The following is a 15,594-nucleotide window of genomic DNA, read 5'->3' as shown; positions in this document are numbered from 1 at the left end:
TCAAAAAAAGACAACAAAGGTTAGAATTAAAACTCCATTCATGAAATAAACAAAAAATTAAAATTATAAGAATCAATAAATTAATCAAACAGTCATAATGATTATTGATAAATCAGCTCATCCGATTACAATACCAACCGCAACAATCAAAACAACATAGCAAATACTGCATCAGGATGAAGTAGGTTCATATCAAGGATATGGCGTTCCAAGCTAACCCATAACATTTTTATCCCTTCTCCCAACACAACCATGGGCCAGACCTGTGCAGTACGCTACGACCTCAAAATAGTGGAAACTCAATATGGAATTTAAAAAAACTCTGCTCGCATTAGGCGTTTTATCCGTTCTCAGCGGCTGTGGCTCTGATAGCAATGACAGTCAGACCAATACAAAAAAAGAACCCGAATCACAGGTTACGTCTAATGAAATCAAGGGTGTAGCAGCAAAAGGCACTTTGATAAACGCACCGGTTACTTTCTTTAAATACGAAAACGGTCAACCTGTCCAGCTCGATAGCCAAACTGCCGTTATTACAGATGAGAACGGCCTGTTTAACGCCACCGTAAATAATGCACAAGGCATAGTTAAAGCACAGATCAGTGTCAGCCAGGATGCACAAAATCCAACCTATATGATTTGTGATGCACCAGCGGGGTGTGGACAAAATGATACTGATACGATTGCATTCGGCGAACGCGTTAACCTGACTCAGATCGCTCCGGATCTGGTACTGAGTACATTTGTTAACGTCACTGAGCAGCCAAGCACTGCAAATATCACCCCGTTGACACATTTTGCCGCTGCAATTGCTCAGCAGCGTGGCGAAGTTACCCCTGATTCAATTGCCACTGCATACTCTGAAATTGCCGATTTATTTGGCCTGGTAGGTGCATTGCATCAGATGAAACCAGCAATGATAGAAGACAGTGCTTCGCTGGTTGATGATAACAACAGTGATGACCTGCGCTATGCTCTGATCAACGCAGGGATTGCGCATGCCCTGTTCGCGGACCTGGGTGACGAGAACAACGCTTTGAGCACACGCCTGGCCGAAGCTATTACCGATATTCAAGCCACAGACGGCGCATTTTTATCCAACTCAGCACATGATGACGATGCCAGTTTTGAGTTCAACCTCAGTGACATTCTTGCCGGTGCAGAGCTTGCAAGCCAACAGCTCATCACACTTATCAAGGCCGATCCTGCACTGGCTGACAAACTTGATAACCTCAGCGAACTAGAAAAACTATCGACTCGCTTACACAATGAAATGCTCAGTGCTGAAACACAAAATACTGATCGTATTAAAGGACAGGCACAGCAGCAAAGTGGTGACAATGCCGTCGCTAAAGCCGCAGCAATGGTGCAGGATATTCGCGTATTTGCCAACCTGTTTGATGTTGCAGACACACACGGTAAAGAAGTCCGCACACAAGGTGATGAGTTTGTTGCACTGATCGACGATGCCACAGACATGGTGCGCGATCAGGCAAACTCTTACAAACTACTCGCGGACGTCTCTGAAGCACTGGCGTTAATCGACAGTGCGCGTCGTGCCGGTCAGCTGCCCAATAACAATCAGCCGATTAAACTGGACGACTACCTGGAACTGGCTGGTGCAACCGGTATGGCTGTGATTGACGAAACCGGTTTAGTGTTCTCTGTCACCGCATCTGCGGGCGAGGAGCAACTGGAAGCGAACGCCACAATCACCGTCGCTGAAGACAATCAAACCTATACGCTGAGTGTATCGGGCAAAGTAGAGAATAATGCCGCTGCATTGACTATTAACCAGGGCAGTCAGATTGAAGTCGTACTGGATCAGCCGGTCACCGTTGAGCAACTTAAACAAGGCAATGCCCCGGCAGTTGATGGCCGCCACGGCAGTCTGGCACTAGATGTGACGATAGCACAAAAAGCCACAGAGTCGATCACTGTTCCAGTTAGCTTTCAGGGTATGATCAGTGCTGAGCTCACTGCGAAACATATTGAAAAGTTAACACAGACTTCACTGTATGAGGGTTTATCTGGCAGATATAATTTCTCAATACGTCCCGATACAATCTTTGTGCCTGGCATGCTATCACTAAGTGGCACATTCAGCGCAGCCCAGGGCAACCAGATCGGTGCAAGCCTGACTGTAAAACTGGATAACCTGAGTGAGTTTAACCCTGCCGGATTTGAACACTTTGGCCGTCTTATTCCTGACGCCGGTACATTAAGCATCGAGTCTGATTCAAAGGCCAAAATCACGAGTCGAGATGGCGAGTCATTACTCATTGAATTCCAACCGGTTAATCAGCAGGGCATTGCTACTGTCATCACCCAATACGTGAAAGATGGCGAGGACACCATCACTCACAATAGACAGATCAGCAGCTACCAAGGCGTAGACTATGTTGAACTAACCAGTGATTATGGAGACGGCTTCACAACTAAACGACTAGAACGCATCGTGCCAGATGGCTTTGGTCGGTTTGAGCTTCAGTATTTCCGCTACCAAGCAAGTAGCCTAACAGGCTATGCCAATGGAGTGGTTACTTTCGAGTCTGGCGAACGGATAGCTGTGGACGAGCTGGATTGGCGTGCCTGGTTCTCGTCAAGCGATGAAGTGGCCCTCAAAAAACTAAGACGCTTTCCGATAGACTATACGCGCATTGAGAATATTCAAACTTTGTTAACCCCCGAGCACTCGGGTTCCGTTTACATCACGAAGCTTGATGACATATATGTCGATTTTCAGTTACAGCAACAGGTGTACCAGGCAGGTCAAAATTACCCGCTGTCGGCACGTTATCTGTATCCTGAGATCCCCCACACGATAGAAGTTGACACTCGCTCTGACGGCAATGCTATTACATCTACGCTCGGCGATCTGGAGCAATCATGGACTTCGTCCAGTGACAATGACACTGCGGCTGATTATCACTATAGCGTGACACACCAGGGAACCCCGATTGAAACTATGTCGGTATTTGTCAAAGCTATGACGCAACAAACTGATAAAAATGACTTGATTATCAGTACGCGCTACTTTGATCAATTCAATGACATTGACAGCAGTGTTGCTGCATACCTGCAACCTGACGCATCAGGAGAAGGCTACACGGCTTATTTTACTCAGCCACATACTCTGAATGAACAAGGCCTGCCGATAGACGAAAGTGGAAGCTACATAGACCCAACCCAGCATACTTTGCGGACTGTGAACTATGTCAACTATATGCATGCGGTACAGGATATCACAGGTACCGAGCTGGCATTAGGTGCTCAGGGATATGCGCAATATGAATTTGAAAAGAAAATATATCAAGAACATACGCTCAATTATCCGGGATATGGTCAGGTCAACGTGGTTTATTATCAGACCTGGAACGGCGAAGGATATGATGCTACCCGCTCTATCGGAAAGCCCAATGACACCTATCAAATCGAGACCGACACTAACTACCTGGACATCAGTGCAGCCATGAATGTCAATGTTAAGCTGGGTGAGTACCATGTTGACTTGTCTCTGGTAGGCCAGCGTACCGACTTTAAAGCGGGCGAACTGGAGCTGGAGGTCGACTACCAGGTACCAGGTTCGGAGCTAAAGCGCAGTTTCACGGTCTTCTACAACACAGAAACAGAGCAACTCTCAGCCAATAATGCCGAAGGTGTTACTTTGCAGATGGCCGAGACACACTCCGATGACAGTGAAGGGGAGCAAACGCTGGGCACCATTATGGTAGGTGAAGAGCAGGCCGCAAGAATCGTGAAGCGAGATGCGGGTTTATTCATCGTTTACGCCAATGAGCAAATCGAAACACTCTAATATCCGTGTAAAGCAGGCCAGACTTTCATCTGGCCTGGCGGATAACACCTCATTCGGGGTCAGCTAGCGCTGACCCTTTTTCTGGATCACTATGAACAAACAATGGTTTTTAGGTTTGTCTGCCAGTCTGTTGGTGTCTACCGGCACAATGGCAAACACTCATGAAGTAACAGTTTATCTCGACAGCAATAGCCAAACGAATATTGCGCCAGTATTAAACATTGCCCGGGATAAATGGGACCAGCGCCCTGAGTCAGATGCCTCATTTGGCTTTTCTCAGTCACGTTTTGGCGTGGCCTATCGCCATACTGCACTGGCAAACTGGCAACTGCATACGATGCAGCGTGTTGATTACCTGATTGATACCAATGCTCACACCGCGCTCGGTTATTATCAGGAGCAAAATGATCAGCCTCTCACCAGCTACGACGCCAGGCTAACGCTGACCGGAACACGCAGCAAAGGCCTTGGGCTGGCTTATCAGCACCATTTTGATGCATTAACAGTCACCGTGCAGACCAACTACTGGCAACTCAACTACCTCAGAGACTCGCAGCTAAGTGGCGCACTCTCAGGCAGCGACAATGCGCAATTACGCGGCGCGCTGCAATTTAGCGAGTTTTACAGCGATAACAACTTTTTAAAGCGCCCTAACACGGACAACGCCTGGCGCACTCGCGGAGAGGGTTTGTCACTGGATGTGCACTTCGACTGGCAAGTGACAAAACACTTTGCGCTTTCAGGCAAGGTGATCGATCTGTATAACCAATTTGAATTTGACCAGGCAGGCTTTACCGAAGCGGACATCAACACCAAGGGCAGTTTTGTCGACAACGCGGGCTTTAGTAGTTTTCGGCCCCTATTAAAAGGCCGAGAAACCGCTCAAAATCATGACTTTGATTTACCCAGCCAGGTTTACCTGCAAGGACAATATCAATACCTGGGTTACCGCTACCTGGCCAGTGTACGTCGCCAGGGCGACCAGCACTTTGCACAGCTGGGCATGCAACTGGGGAACTGGCGTATGATGCTGGACCCGCTCAACCTGGCGCCCGAGCTGGCTTATCAGGGTGAAGCCTGGTCAGTCACCACCGCACTGGATCACATCAACCCCAACAAGGCGCTGACACTCAGACTGAATTTCAGCTGGCAGCTGACCTGGTAAACAGGGTAATTGTCGCCACCGAATCATCAGGTGGCGACCTGTTCACTCACCGTGCAATCTGGCAAAGTGCTTTTCCTTGCTCAGCCTGCTTGCTACCACAATCGAGGAACACCTGGCCCTGAGTGTTGTAAAACTGCCCCTGCCATTGGTGGTCTTTTTTCAGCTTAATGGAGATATAACCAAATTCCCCCTGAGTATTACCTTGCGCGCGCTTGCCATCAATTTGAGTACTGAATCCACTGTTTGCACCTGTTGAACTCAGGCTGACACCACTGTTGCCAACCACCAGTTGAGGCGGACGATCACTGCCCTTAGCAAAAGCCAGCGATTGATAAATATGCATATGACCAGACAACGACAAGCTGACCTCAGACGGTAACTGTTGCGACATAGTCGTCTTCAACGCCGTTTGCAGCATATCTGTGATTGAAGGTGTACCAACCGGTCCGCTTTGTCCCCACAGAGGCCTGTGGGTCATCATCCATAACGGGGTTTTTACCCGAGAAGCCAGCCGCTGCAATTGAGCATACTGGTCACGATACTGGCGCGTGAGTGTTTGTGGCGAGCGTGAATCGCAGGCATTGGCCGAATCCATCACCCACAATGCCAGAGACTCCAGTTCAAGCAAATAGGGGTCTAGCATCACAATGTGGTCGCTTGCTTCGCTGGGAGGCTGGCTGAATTCACCCTGATAGGGGCATGATTGCTGTGCAACCCCGCCTGGTAGGTCAGAGCCAGGTCCCAGGAAATAAAACCAGCCTGGACCGGCACGGCTGCACAGCTCATGATTACCGCGGGCAAATACCCAAGGTGCGCTGGCCAGCAAAGACTTCGCTGGCGCAAACAAATCAGCCTGCCAGCTCTGCCAGGTATCGGGTTTTGGACTCCCGCTGGCATTTTGCGAATAATAGGTCTCTGTTAGACCACATGACGGACCACCGTAGCCGCCATCGCCCGCATCATAAGCGTAAATATCCTTACTGATGCTGCCCGACGTACCGCGATAATTAAAATCTCCCATATGCAGGATCAACTGCTTGCTTTGTTTGGCACCCAGGTCTGCCAGCTGAGCAAAAGGTTGCGCAGCACTGACCCCTTCACATACTGAACTCTTACACCCGGAATCCCCAAATACCTGAATTTGCTCAGGTGCCAGAGTAACAGGAGCCAGTTCAATCCCGCCATAAGAAAGGCGATATTGAATACCTGGGCGGATCACGGCTTCACAAACTGTGACCGGAAAATTATCAGGATCCGGGTTTAATTGTCTGGCCCGGGTTTTTATTGCCTGTTCACCCGCGTGTATTAACTGTGGACATTGCTGATCATTGATATGTGCGCCGTCGACAATGGCTCTGGCATAGACTTGCACACCCCCATTCTGTGCGGGGGCCAGCATGGTATAAGCGGCATGGACGAGCGGATCATTCGCTGCACTGTCGGCAGTGCCCGTGCAACCAGAGAGTAAAATAACGAGAGGAAGCATGTGTTTGCGCATGGTTATTCCTTGTTTGCGGCTCCATTAGCTTCCTTAGTGTAGACCACAATAAAGCGGTGTTGATATTACCCCGCATTTCACACTGCTCAGCGTGGCACGCTGTGATGGGTATAGCGCTCAACCAACTCATCGATATCTGGACGAAGGCGCTCTATTGTGTCATTAAAACGCGCCAGTTGTGCAGCATCGAACAGCCCTTTTCGCAGTAAAAAGTGCACCTGGTTGTTGTGGACTGGATAGTCCCAAATATAAAAGTTTTTAATGCCCAGCTTACGCGCCATGAAACGACCGAGGATCTCGTCTTCAATGATAAAATCGACCCGTTTTTTCGCCAACATCTCAATACGCTGGGGGCTGCCGGAAATGCCCACCAATAGATGGCCAAAATTGGGGTTTTCGGCAAGGTTTTTGAGTTCCTCACCATAATAAGAACCTATGCTCAGGCCGATACGATAGCCCAACCGCAACAAGGCTTTTAAATCTATGGCCATACGCGGCTGGCGCAATGAAAAAAGTCGCATTTTTTCCCAGCGATAGGGGGCTGAAAACACCCCCAATTCAGCACGTTCCTGAACATAACTGACCATCAATAATACATCGACCGTCCCTTTACCCAGCTGATCTAAACTTCGGGCAGAGGTTGGCAGGCGCAAAAATCGTGGGCACATATTCAGCTGTGCGAACACCTTACGGGCTATTTCCACATCTAACCCGTACGCCCCGCGCTCATCTACCGCTGTCAGCGGTGGCCAGTCAGCGACGACGCCAATTTTAACTTCGCCGGTGCATGGTTGCTGTGCACTGACTTGTGATCCGTAAAAAAAAGCACTGGCAATAAAAAAACACCATATTCTGAGATACAACCTGATACCAACCACTCTCACCTGCTTATTCTCCGACCTGTATCTTTTAGTTATAGCCATTATCGCGTCAGTTTTAAATCAAAGATGTCAGATTGGCCACCTCATTGGTTAAATGTAATATTTTTGTTATATAAAATTAACATACACACGTTTAAATACGGCCCAAAAATGATAATTAGAGTATTTACTTATGAGTCTATCCCGTCGCGATTTCTTTAAAACCAGCCTGATGCTGTCAACCGTCCCGCTTACTTTAGGACTGAGCGGCTGTACTTTTTCTCAGAGCCCGTTCAGCCATGGCGTTGCCAGTGGCGACCCACTGGATGATCGGGTGATCCTGTGGACCCGCATTACCATTCCACCAGAAGTGCAGCAGCGAGTTGATATGAATACACTCAGTGTTAAAGTACTCTGGCAAGTTAGTGCAGATCCGCAGTTTTCTCATCTGATTGCTGAGGGCTATGAGATCACAGATGGACAGCGCGACTTTACCGTTAAGGTCGATGCAACCGGGCTGGCACCTGATACCCGATATTTTTATCGCTTTATCATCGATGAATTGGATGAGCCAGTTATCTCGCCAACAGGCCGTACAAAGACGCTGCCTGCCTATGATGTCAGCCAGGTAAAACTGGCCATGACGTCCTGCTCGCACTTTAGCTACGGCTACTTTAACGTGTATGCACGTATCGCCGAAATTGATGATCTGGATGCGGTGCTGCACCTTGGTGATTACCTGTACGAATACGGCAACAAAGATGTGTATCGCAACCCGTTCCTATGGAATCGTAAAGTTCAGCCCGCCCACGAAATGGTGACCCTGGATGACTACCGGGTTCGTCATGCCTGTTATAAAACTGACGAAGACTTGCAAACCCTACATCAGACTCACCCGATGATCTGTATCTGGGATGACCACGAATTCACCAACGATACCTGGTCGGGCGGGGCAGAGAACCACAATGACGGTGAGGGTGACTGGCAAACCCGTAAAGCGGCCGCCATTAAAGCCTATTATGAGTGGATGCCGATCCGTGAACCCAGCGATAACAACCGGGAACGATCTTATCGCCGCTTCCAGTTTGGATCTTTGCTGGATCTGAATATGCTCGACACCCGCCTGATCGGCCGTGATCAGCAAGTTGAGATCAAAGATCCGGCTCGCCTGGATGAATCTCGAACTTTACTGGGTTATGCGCAGGAGCAATGGTTATACGACAACCTGTTTGAGGCTAAACAAAATGGCGTGCAGTGGAAGTTATTGGGCCAGCAAGTGCAGATGATGCAAATTCAGATGCTGGGTAAACCCATTAATGGTGATGCCTGGGACGGGTATCCGGCCGCACGTCATCGCCTGTTAGACTTTATCGAACAAAACCAGATAGATAACGTGGTGTTTTTAACCGGTGATGTACATTCTTCCTGGGCCGCAAACATCTGTAAAAACCCCTATGACTGGCACGAATACAACCGCTTCACTCATGAAGGGGCCATCGCAGTAGAGATCGTGACTTCTTCGGTGACATCACCGTCGATCCCGGTACCAGGTTTGCAGCAGTTGGTTGGTGATGTTGGTAAAATTCTGATCCCGGAGAATCCTCACATCCGTTATGTCGACCTCGCCAATCGCGGTTTTGTAACCCTGGACATCACTCAGGACGAGCTGAATGCCAGCTGGCACCATGTGCCGTTTGTCGGCTTTAAGAATGACCAGTCACATATTGGCAAACGTTATACCGTCAAGGCAGGCAAAGCCAAACTGGTTTAATAACAAATACAAGTGGCACTTTTGCGTTATCAGGGCGCATCCGTGCCACTTTTTAGCCTTACCAACCAAGAATAAAAGCCATTAAATATCAAAAACATAAAAGAAATCTCAAACTTTATTCAAAAAACTTGCTTGAAAAGCGTTTGCCCCGGCCATAGATAGATTTGTGAGGACGCCGACAGGGTCCAAAACCAAACTAAGATTTTGTTTTAAAAGTCTTTATTTAAGTAATATTAGAGTTAAAAACCCGCTATTTACTGGTTTATTGCAAAGAGTAAATGGCTTAATTATCGCTTTATGAGGATACGATTATGCGTACAGTAGATTTATCACCCCTTTACCGTTCATTCATCGGCTTTGACCACCTTGCATCTATGATGGATGCAGCGCAGCGCAGCAGCGAAAAACAGCCCAGCTACCCGCCGTACAACATCGAAGCCTTAGCTGAAGACAAATACCAAATTACCATGGCGGTGGCCGGCTTTACGGAGCAGGAGTTGTCGCTGGAGTCGGAAAACAACACGCTGAGCGTCAAAGGCGAGAAGCAAAATAAAGAAGACAAAACCGACCGAAAGTTTATTCACCAGGGCATTGCCGAGCGCAACTTTGAGCGCAAATTCCAGCTGGGCGACCATGTAAAAGTGATTGGCGCTTCGCTTGAAAACGGCCTGTTACTGATTGACCTGGAGCGCGAAGTACCGGAAGCGTTGAAGCCAAGAAAAATTGAAATTGGTACCGGTAAGCTGATTGAAGGCTGATGCCTTAAGAGTAGTAACTACTCACTCCCTTTTCCTTGTATTACATTGTTGAATTTCCACCAGCCGCCCGCAAGGGCGGCTTTTTTGTGTGCTGTAAGAGATTATCTAAATTGCCACGCCCAGTGCCTCGGCCACCCGGGTGGCATGTGGACCTAACCAGCCCAGCACCGGAGTAAAACGCTCGACCAGCTTTTCACTATGGCTGGCAAAGCTTTCAGCCTCTTTGGCTATTTTAGCCGCACGGGCCAGCGACTCTGCTACCTCAGCCTTATCCGGCTGCGCCTGTTCGATTTCTTCTTGTGCCTCCTCCAACGCATTATTCAGCTTGCGCGGCTGCGCAATGCCAAGCTCACCCAACGCTGTGGTTAACTTACTCAGCGCCTGCTGAATATCCACCGTCTGAGGCTCAGGCATGGTGATGTTGGGAGCGGCATAAATCTGATTATGATCACCTGTGTTTATCACCGCGCCATTGGCATTGCCACCCACCTTTATTGTCCTGTCTGACATTGGAGTTACTCCTGTTCTAATTCATTGAGTTTTTCGACGATTGAATGGATCAGTTCACTATCTGGTATTTGCGCTAACGCTTCACAAGCAACTCGGTAATTACGCAACATCACCTTCATCCATGTTTTATATGCTTGTGGCCATTTTATAAAATAGGGAAATAACATCTGTATTGCCTCAAATCCACTGGAAAGGGCTGGTGTGTAAAGCCCTAAATCACTCTGTCGGTTAGCAAGATTATTCAACGACATGGCAAGATCTGGCACAAACGCATCCGGGCTTGCCAGAGCCAGTGCCCGAAAGTGTTTCACAGCTTCAAGTGCGTTTGACAGAGCAGCTTCTCGCTGCTCTTGATCACTTTGGATATTGGCAAGATTGTTAAGTGATATAGCCAAATCAGGCAGATAGACATCAGGGTGCATTTGAGCCAGTTTTCTCCTATATTCAACTGCTTCAAGCGCATTTGATAGGGCAGCTTTACTATCACCGAGTTCATTTTGTCGGTTAGCAAGATTATTGAGGGATATTGCCAGGTCAGGCAAAAAAGCTTCTGGATTGACTTTCACAAGCTCTCTTCTATGCTCAACGGCTTCAAGCGCATTTGATAGGGCAGCCTCACGCAGGCCTAGTTCACCTTGTTGGTTAGCAATGTTATTCAACGATGTTGCCAAGTCGGGTAGAAAATTATCCGGATTGATTTGAGCAAGCTCCCTTCTAAATTCAAGAGCTTCAAGAGCACTAGCTAAAGCAGCTTCATGAGCGCCCAGTTCACCCTGTCGATTAGCCAGACTATTCAAGGACATCGCCAAATCAGGCAAAAAGCGTTCAGGCCTTCTCTTGGCCAACTTTCTCCTTAGCTCTACAGCTTTCAGCACGAATGCTAAGGCACTTTCACGCTGACCAAGAACGCTTAGTCGATTGGCAAAGTTATTTATTGATTTAGCCAATCTGGCGATATCTTGTTCAGACATTGGCGTTTGTGTCTGTTTCTCTGCATGCAGGTATAGTAAGTTAGCTAGTTTACAAGCCAACTCAGCTAACGTCAGGGAGCTAAGTGGGATAGCACCGTCAAGTAATGCCAACAATAACGGGTTATGTTGATTAGCATCTATCAACTCATCTGCCCACAGCAACAACTGAGCCTGTTTTGCGTCTGGCTGGCTAACCGGGCAGGCAAAGTCCTGTAGCAGACGAACTAGCGCTGCAGCCGCATGCTCTAGACCATATTCAAGGGTCCGGGCCAAAATTGCAGGCGCTTTTAAGTTACGCTCCTGATCACTTTGCAGCAGCTGTATACACATAGCCTCGGCAATCAGATCTGGCTGAGTGGTTGACAGCCTGACTGATTCGCCCCCGTCATCCGTTGGCGGAAACGCTTGCTGCAATGCCTGCAGTTCTTTATCCAGGCTTGGACTATGCCAGCCCATGGCTACCAGCTCAGCGCTGAGCGTCTGGCGCATATCGGCAATACGGAGCCCGCCACACAGTAAATGAAAGCACAGGCAATGAGCCAGCTTAATGGCATCGCCCCCTTCGCCAAAACATTTGTAAAAGCGGTCGATTTCTCGCTGCGCCAGTTTTTCGGCCGCAGCCAGATAATGTAATGATAAGGCCGCGCGCGGCAACATGTCCCGACACAGAATACCGGCCATAACCAGCGCCAGTGGATTACCAAATTGCGGGTCGGCCAGCGCAGTATCAAAGTCGGCTTGTTCACCGACCTCGGGGATTGTACTAGTTTGAGGGTGCGGCACCAGCGCTTGCGCAGCATTCAGCGCAGCACACAATACTGCTCGCCGTAATGAGATATCACTCAGCCCAGCCAGCGCATAGGGCTCAAACTGGGTAAACAGGTCAAGTCGCGCCTGGTCGCTACCTAACGCAGAGCCCGTTAGCGTGTGCCACCAGCCAGCCTCTTTACTGGCTTCGCGCTCCAGCAGCAAGATACGCACCCGGATGCCATCGACCAGCTCGTCGAGCTGAGACAGGGCATCCAGCCATTGCGCTAGTGCCTTAGCATTGGCGCCGGCGTAATCAACCACCAGCAATAAAGAATGAGACCAGTTTGCCTGGGCAAATTTAAAGGCATGCGCCAGCTGTGCCAAGTCGTCGCTACGTACAAAACCCGCAGCCCAACCCGGTTGCTGCTCTGCCTGCTCGCACAGCTCAATGGCCAGTCGCGTTTTGCCACTGCCTGCAGAGGCAGTGATGGCAAAGACGGAAATATCCCTGTCGTCACTTAGCCATTCATTGAGTAACTTTAGCTCGTGCCCCCGGCCCAGCAATTTCAATGCTTTGTTGTGCGCGCTGAGAATATCCAGCACATTCGGTGGGGTTTGCGAACCTCGACGCCGCCGGGCAGGGGTATGATGGCGCACCAGCGGAATGCGAAATTCCACCGCACCTCCCACCTGATTATGATCACCACTAATAATAATGCTCTGATTGGCACTGCCCTGCACTGAAACGCTGCGCTCAGCCATACCTATTCTCCCTGGTGTTTGCTTATTTTTCATCCTAATCCAGCACTACAGGTCAGGCAAGGGATAACAGTTACCCAGCTCTGTAAGCTCGTGTAACTGGCACACCACAGATTGTGTTCCATACTTGCTCTCGGAAACCACAATCCGGGAGGATAACTATGCTGGACTCAACCCCACTGACCACCAAACAAGACACCACCTTTGTACAAAGCTATGGCATACATACGGGCTTTATACCGCGCTCACAATTGGTGAAAAAACACTGGATGCTGGCAGGCGATGACTATGCCAAATTGCAGGGACACTGGCACGATAACGCGCTCACGGCCATTTATGGCAACTATTTTGTGGTAGATAAAATCAATGGCGTTGAGGTCAGCGATGCCCAGGCACAGGCAACCCTTGAGGAATTAAGCCGGGTCACTCTGGCGCAGCAATTTGGTCCTCAGTACAGTAATAACATCAGCTTTTTTGCCTCAGACCGCAGCGTCGGCTGGGAATACCCCGTGCTCACGCCCTCACAGGCAAAAGAAATCAGCAACAGTCTGGATGTGATAGCCTACAACAAGGTGCTACGATATGCCTTCGCGTCAGCCTATGCGTATAGCCTGGAACCCGGTGGCTCATTTGCCTACCACGATGACCCTCTGTATCAAAAGTTAATGCTGACAAACGGTAAGCTGGAGATTATTGATTCATTACTCAATGTAGACGGCGTTTATGCCTTCGCGGTCAAAGTACCAGCCATTGCCTCTGAAAGCCTGGAAGAAGAAGTCATCATTGCCTACAAGGGCACCAATCCGTTTAACACCGGTGACCTGTACGAAGACTTTAAACTTTTTTTCGCCAACCTGGCCGAAACCGACATCGCCTGGCAACGCACCGCGTATGAGTTTTGTCAGCACATTTTGGATCAGTATCCACCCAATCAGGCATCTGTTGCCCCCGGCTACCAGATACCCGAAACGACAAACAGCCATAACGTAGTGCTAACCGGCCATAGCCTCGGCGGCTATACCGCAGTCGACTCAGGCGTACGCACAGGCATTCAAACCCGGGTTTTTGCCTCACCCGGCACTAAGATCATCGACACTTACGCCCGTTATTTCGCCAACACCATGCGCCTGCGTAATGTGATCAACTTCCGCACTGACTATGATCCAATTTCCTCTTCGGCATTGCGCCATGACGAAAACGAAGTCGAATTCCCGGCTTTCCCGGATAAAAACCTCTTTGTGAATCATTCGCTTGAAAATATGATCAAAGAACGCCTGATCCCGCTCTACCACAACTGGCAAGATCCAACAGCCCGCCCGAGCCAACTATTTATCACCCCGGACGCCAGCATAGGCGCAGGCCTAAAATTCCGCACAAATTTTTGGGGGTCCACTACAAAAGGCGATTAAGTATCGCCTTTTGTCAGTGGACGCGAGCCCTGGATGGACGACGAAAGACCGACGATTAAGTATCGTCGCAGCTTGAAGAGATGAGCGCATGGATGCGCGATGGACGCAACTACAGGGATGTACTTTACTTATAACACATTGAAAAACCTACAATTAAGTATCGTCGCAGCTTGAGGAGATGAGTGCACGGATGCGCGATGAACATAACTACAGGGACGTACTTTACTCCCAGCTTTAACGATTAAGTATCGTCGCAGGCTCGGCGCCCCCGCATGAGGAGATGAGCGCATGGACCTACATGGATGTGGGAAGTAGAACAATGCAGGAGCACATTGTCGAGATGCGCGATGGACATAACTACAGGGACGTACTTTACTCCCAACTTTAACGATTAAATATCGTCGCAGGCTCGGCGCCCCCGCTTGAGAATAATAACGAGTAGCCTCCATCATCTCGGCTTCACTTCCGTCATCCCGGCCTTGAGCCGGGAACCACTGGCAGCAAAACGGTGGATGACCTGAGCAAAGATCCATAGCAAATAACCAAAAATAAAAATCAATTAAAATCAAAGATATAAAAAACACTCAAACTTTTTTCAAAAAACTTGCTTGAAAAGCGTTTGCCCCGGCCATAGATAGATTTGTGAGGACGCCGACAGGGTCCAAAACCAAACTAAGATTTTGTTTTAAAAGTCTTTATTTAAGTAATATTAGAGTTAAAAACCCGCTATTTACTGGTTTATTGCAAAGAGTAAATGGCTTAATTATCGCTTTATGAGGATACGATTATGCGTACAGTAGATTTATCACCCCTTTACCGTTCATTCATCGGCTTTGACCACCTTGCATCTATGATGGATGCAGCGCAGCGTAGCAGCGAAAAACAGCCCAGCTACCCGCCATACAACATCGAAGCCTTAGCTGAAGACAAATACCAAATTACCATGGCAGTGGCCGGCTTTACGGAGCAGGAGTTGTCGCTGGAGTCGGAAAACAACACGCTGAGCGTCAAGGGCGAGAAGCAAAATAAAGAAGACAAAACCGACCGTAAATTTATTCACCAGGGCATAGCCGAGCGCAACTTTGAGCGCAAATTCCAGCTGGGCGACCATGTAAAAGTGATTGGCGCTTCGCTTGAAACGGCCTGCTATTGATTGACCTGGAACGCGAAGTACCGGAAGCGTTAAAGCCAAGAAAAATTGAAATTGGCACCGGTAAGCTTATAGAAGGTTAGCACCTTAAGAGTAGTAATTAGTCACTCCCTTTTCCTTGTATTACATTGTTGAATTCCCACCAGCCGTCCGAAAGGGCGGCTTTTTTATGCTTA

The 15,594-nt window shown here is 48.8% G+C and carries 9 protein-coding genes and 1 pseudogene; 6 read left to right on the top strand and 4 right to left on the bottom strand.

Translation table 11 applies throughout. The features are described 5' to 3' along the window. Positions 1–304 precede the first annotated feature (304 nt). The gene (locus tag PRUB_RS21390; protein ID WP_010381397.1) at positions 305–3,817 is read left to right on the top strand and encodes a hypothetical protein; all 3,513 of its coding nucleotides are present in this window, start codon (positions 305–307) and stop codon (positions 3,815–3,817) included. 91 nt (positions 3,818–3,908) lie between these two features. Then, positions 3,909–4,982, top strand: coding sequence for a hypothetical protein (locus PRUB_RS21385; protein WP_010381396.1), 1,074 nt, complete (start codon positions 3,909–3,911; stop codon positions 4,980–4,982). Positions 4,983–5,028: 46 nt separating this feature from the next. On the opposite strand, the gene PRUB_RS21380 is transcribed toward PRUB_RS21385, so the two are convergent. Together PRUB_RS21380 and PRUB_RS21375 are read right to left on the bottom strand one after the other, a co-directional pair. Beyond that, positions 5,029–6,480, bottom strand: a complete 1,452-nt coding sequence (locus PRUB_RS21380; RefSeq protein WP_010381395.1) for a metallophosphoesterase — start codon at positions 6,478–6,480, stop codon at positions 5,029–5,031. Positions 6,481–6,566: 86 nt separating this feature from the next. Beyond that, the gene (locus PRUB_RS21375; protein ID WP_010381394.1) at positions 6,567–7,358 is read right to left on the bottom strand and encodes a substrate-binding periplasmic protein; all 792 of its coding nucleotides are present in this window, start codon (positions 7,356–7,358) and stop codon (positions 6,567–6,569) included. Between the two features lie 175 nt (positions 7,359–7,533). Here PRUB_RS21375 and PRUB_RS21370 point away from each other — a divergent pair, with 175 nt between their 5' ends. Both PRUB_RS21370 and PRUB_RS21365 read left to right on the top strand, forming a co-directional pair. Continuing rightward, positions 7,534–9,111, top strand: coding sequence for an alkaline phosphatase D family protein (locus PRUB_RS21370; protein WP_010381393.1), 1,578 nt, complete (start codon positions 7,534–7,536; stop codon positions 9,109–9,111). A gap of 311 nt (positions 9,112–9,422) precedes the next feature. After that, on the top strand, positions 9,423–9,869 hold the full coding sequence (locus tag PRUB_RS21365) for an Hsp20 family protein (protein WP_010381388.1): 447 nt from the start codon (positions 9,423–9,425) through the stop codon (positions 9,867–9,869). Positions 9,870–9,974: 105 nt separating this feature from the next. Here PRUB_RS21365 and PRUB_RS21360 read toward each other — a convergent pair whose 3' ends face one another. Then, positions 9,975–10,379 carry a hypothetical protein gene (locus PRUB_RS21360; protein WP_010381392.1) on the bottom strand — a complete coding sequence of 135 codons (405 nt, stop codon included), beginning with the start codon at positions 10,377–10,379 and terminating at the stop codon, positions 9,975–9,977. Positions 10,380–10,384: 5 nt separating this feature from the next. Beyond that, positions 10,385–12,862 (bottom strand): tetratricopeptide repeat protein, encoded by a 2,478-nt coding sequence (locus tag PRUB_RS21355; RefSeq protein ID WP_010381391.1) that lies wholly within the window; start codon positions 12,860–12,862, stop codon positions 10,385–10,387. A gap of 158 nt (positions 12,863–13,020) precedes the next feature. Between PRUB_RS21355 and PRUB_RS21350 the strand changes: the two genes are divergently transcribed. Together PRUB_RS21350 and PRUB_RS21345 are read left to right on the top strand one after the other, a co-directional pair. Beyond that, positions 13,021–14,268, top strand: a complete 1,248-nt coding sequence (locus PRUB_RS21350; RefSeq protein WP_010381390.1) for a Tle-like phospholipase domain-containing protein — start codon at positions 13,021–13,023, stop codon at positions 14,266–14,268. Between the two features lie 787 nt (positions 14,269–15,055). Next, positions 15,056–15,501 (top strand): annotated as a pseudogene (locus PRUB_RS21345) (Hsp20 family protein). Positions 15,502–15,594: the final 93 nt, after the last annotated feature.

Origin of the sequence: Pseudoalteromonas rubra, from assembly GCF_000238295.3 — a bacterium.
GTDB lineage: Bacteria > Pseudomonadota > Gammaproteobacteria > Enterobacterales > Alteromonadaceae > Pseudoalteromonas > Pseudoalteromonas rubra.
The sequence above is the reverse complement of the archived record's forward strand: the minus strand, read 5'-3'. Positions and strand labels throughout refer to the sequence as shown.

Coding starts and splice junctions, on each gene's coding strand:
- PRUB_RS21390 (WP_010381397.1), top strand. CDS start 305: ATGGAATTTAAAAAAACTCTGCTCGCATTAGGCGTTTTATCCGTTCTC.
- PRUB_RS21385 (WP_010381396.1), top strand. CDS start 3,909: ATGAACAAACAATGGTTTTTAGGTTTGTCTGCCAGTCTGTTGGTGTCT.
- PRUB_RS21380 (WP_010381395.1), bottom strand. CDS start 6,480: ATGCGCAAACACATGCTTCCTCTCGTTATTTTACTCTCTGGTTGCACG.
- PRUB_RS21370 (WP_010381393.1), top strand. CDS start 7,534: ATGAGTCTATCCCGTCGCGATTTCTTTAAAACCAGCCTGATGCTGTCA.
- PRUB_RS21365 (WP_010381388.1), top strand. CDS start 9,423: ATGCGTACAGTAGATTTATCACCCCTTTACCGTTCATTCATCGGCTTT.
- PRUB_RS21360 (WP_010381392.1), bottom strand. CDS start 10,379: ATGTCAGACAGGACAATAAAGGTGGGTGGCAATGCCAATGGCGCGGTG.
- PRUB_RS21355 (WP_010381391.1), bottom strand. CDS start 12,862: ATGGCTGAGCGCAGCGTTTCAGTGCAGGGCAGTGCCAATCAGAGCATT.
- PRUB_RS21350 (WP_010381390.1), top strand. CDS start 13,021: ATGCTGGACTCAACCCCACTGACCACCAAACAAGACACCACCTTTGTA.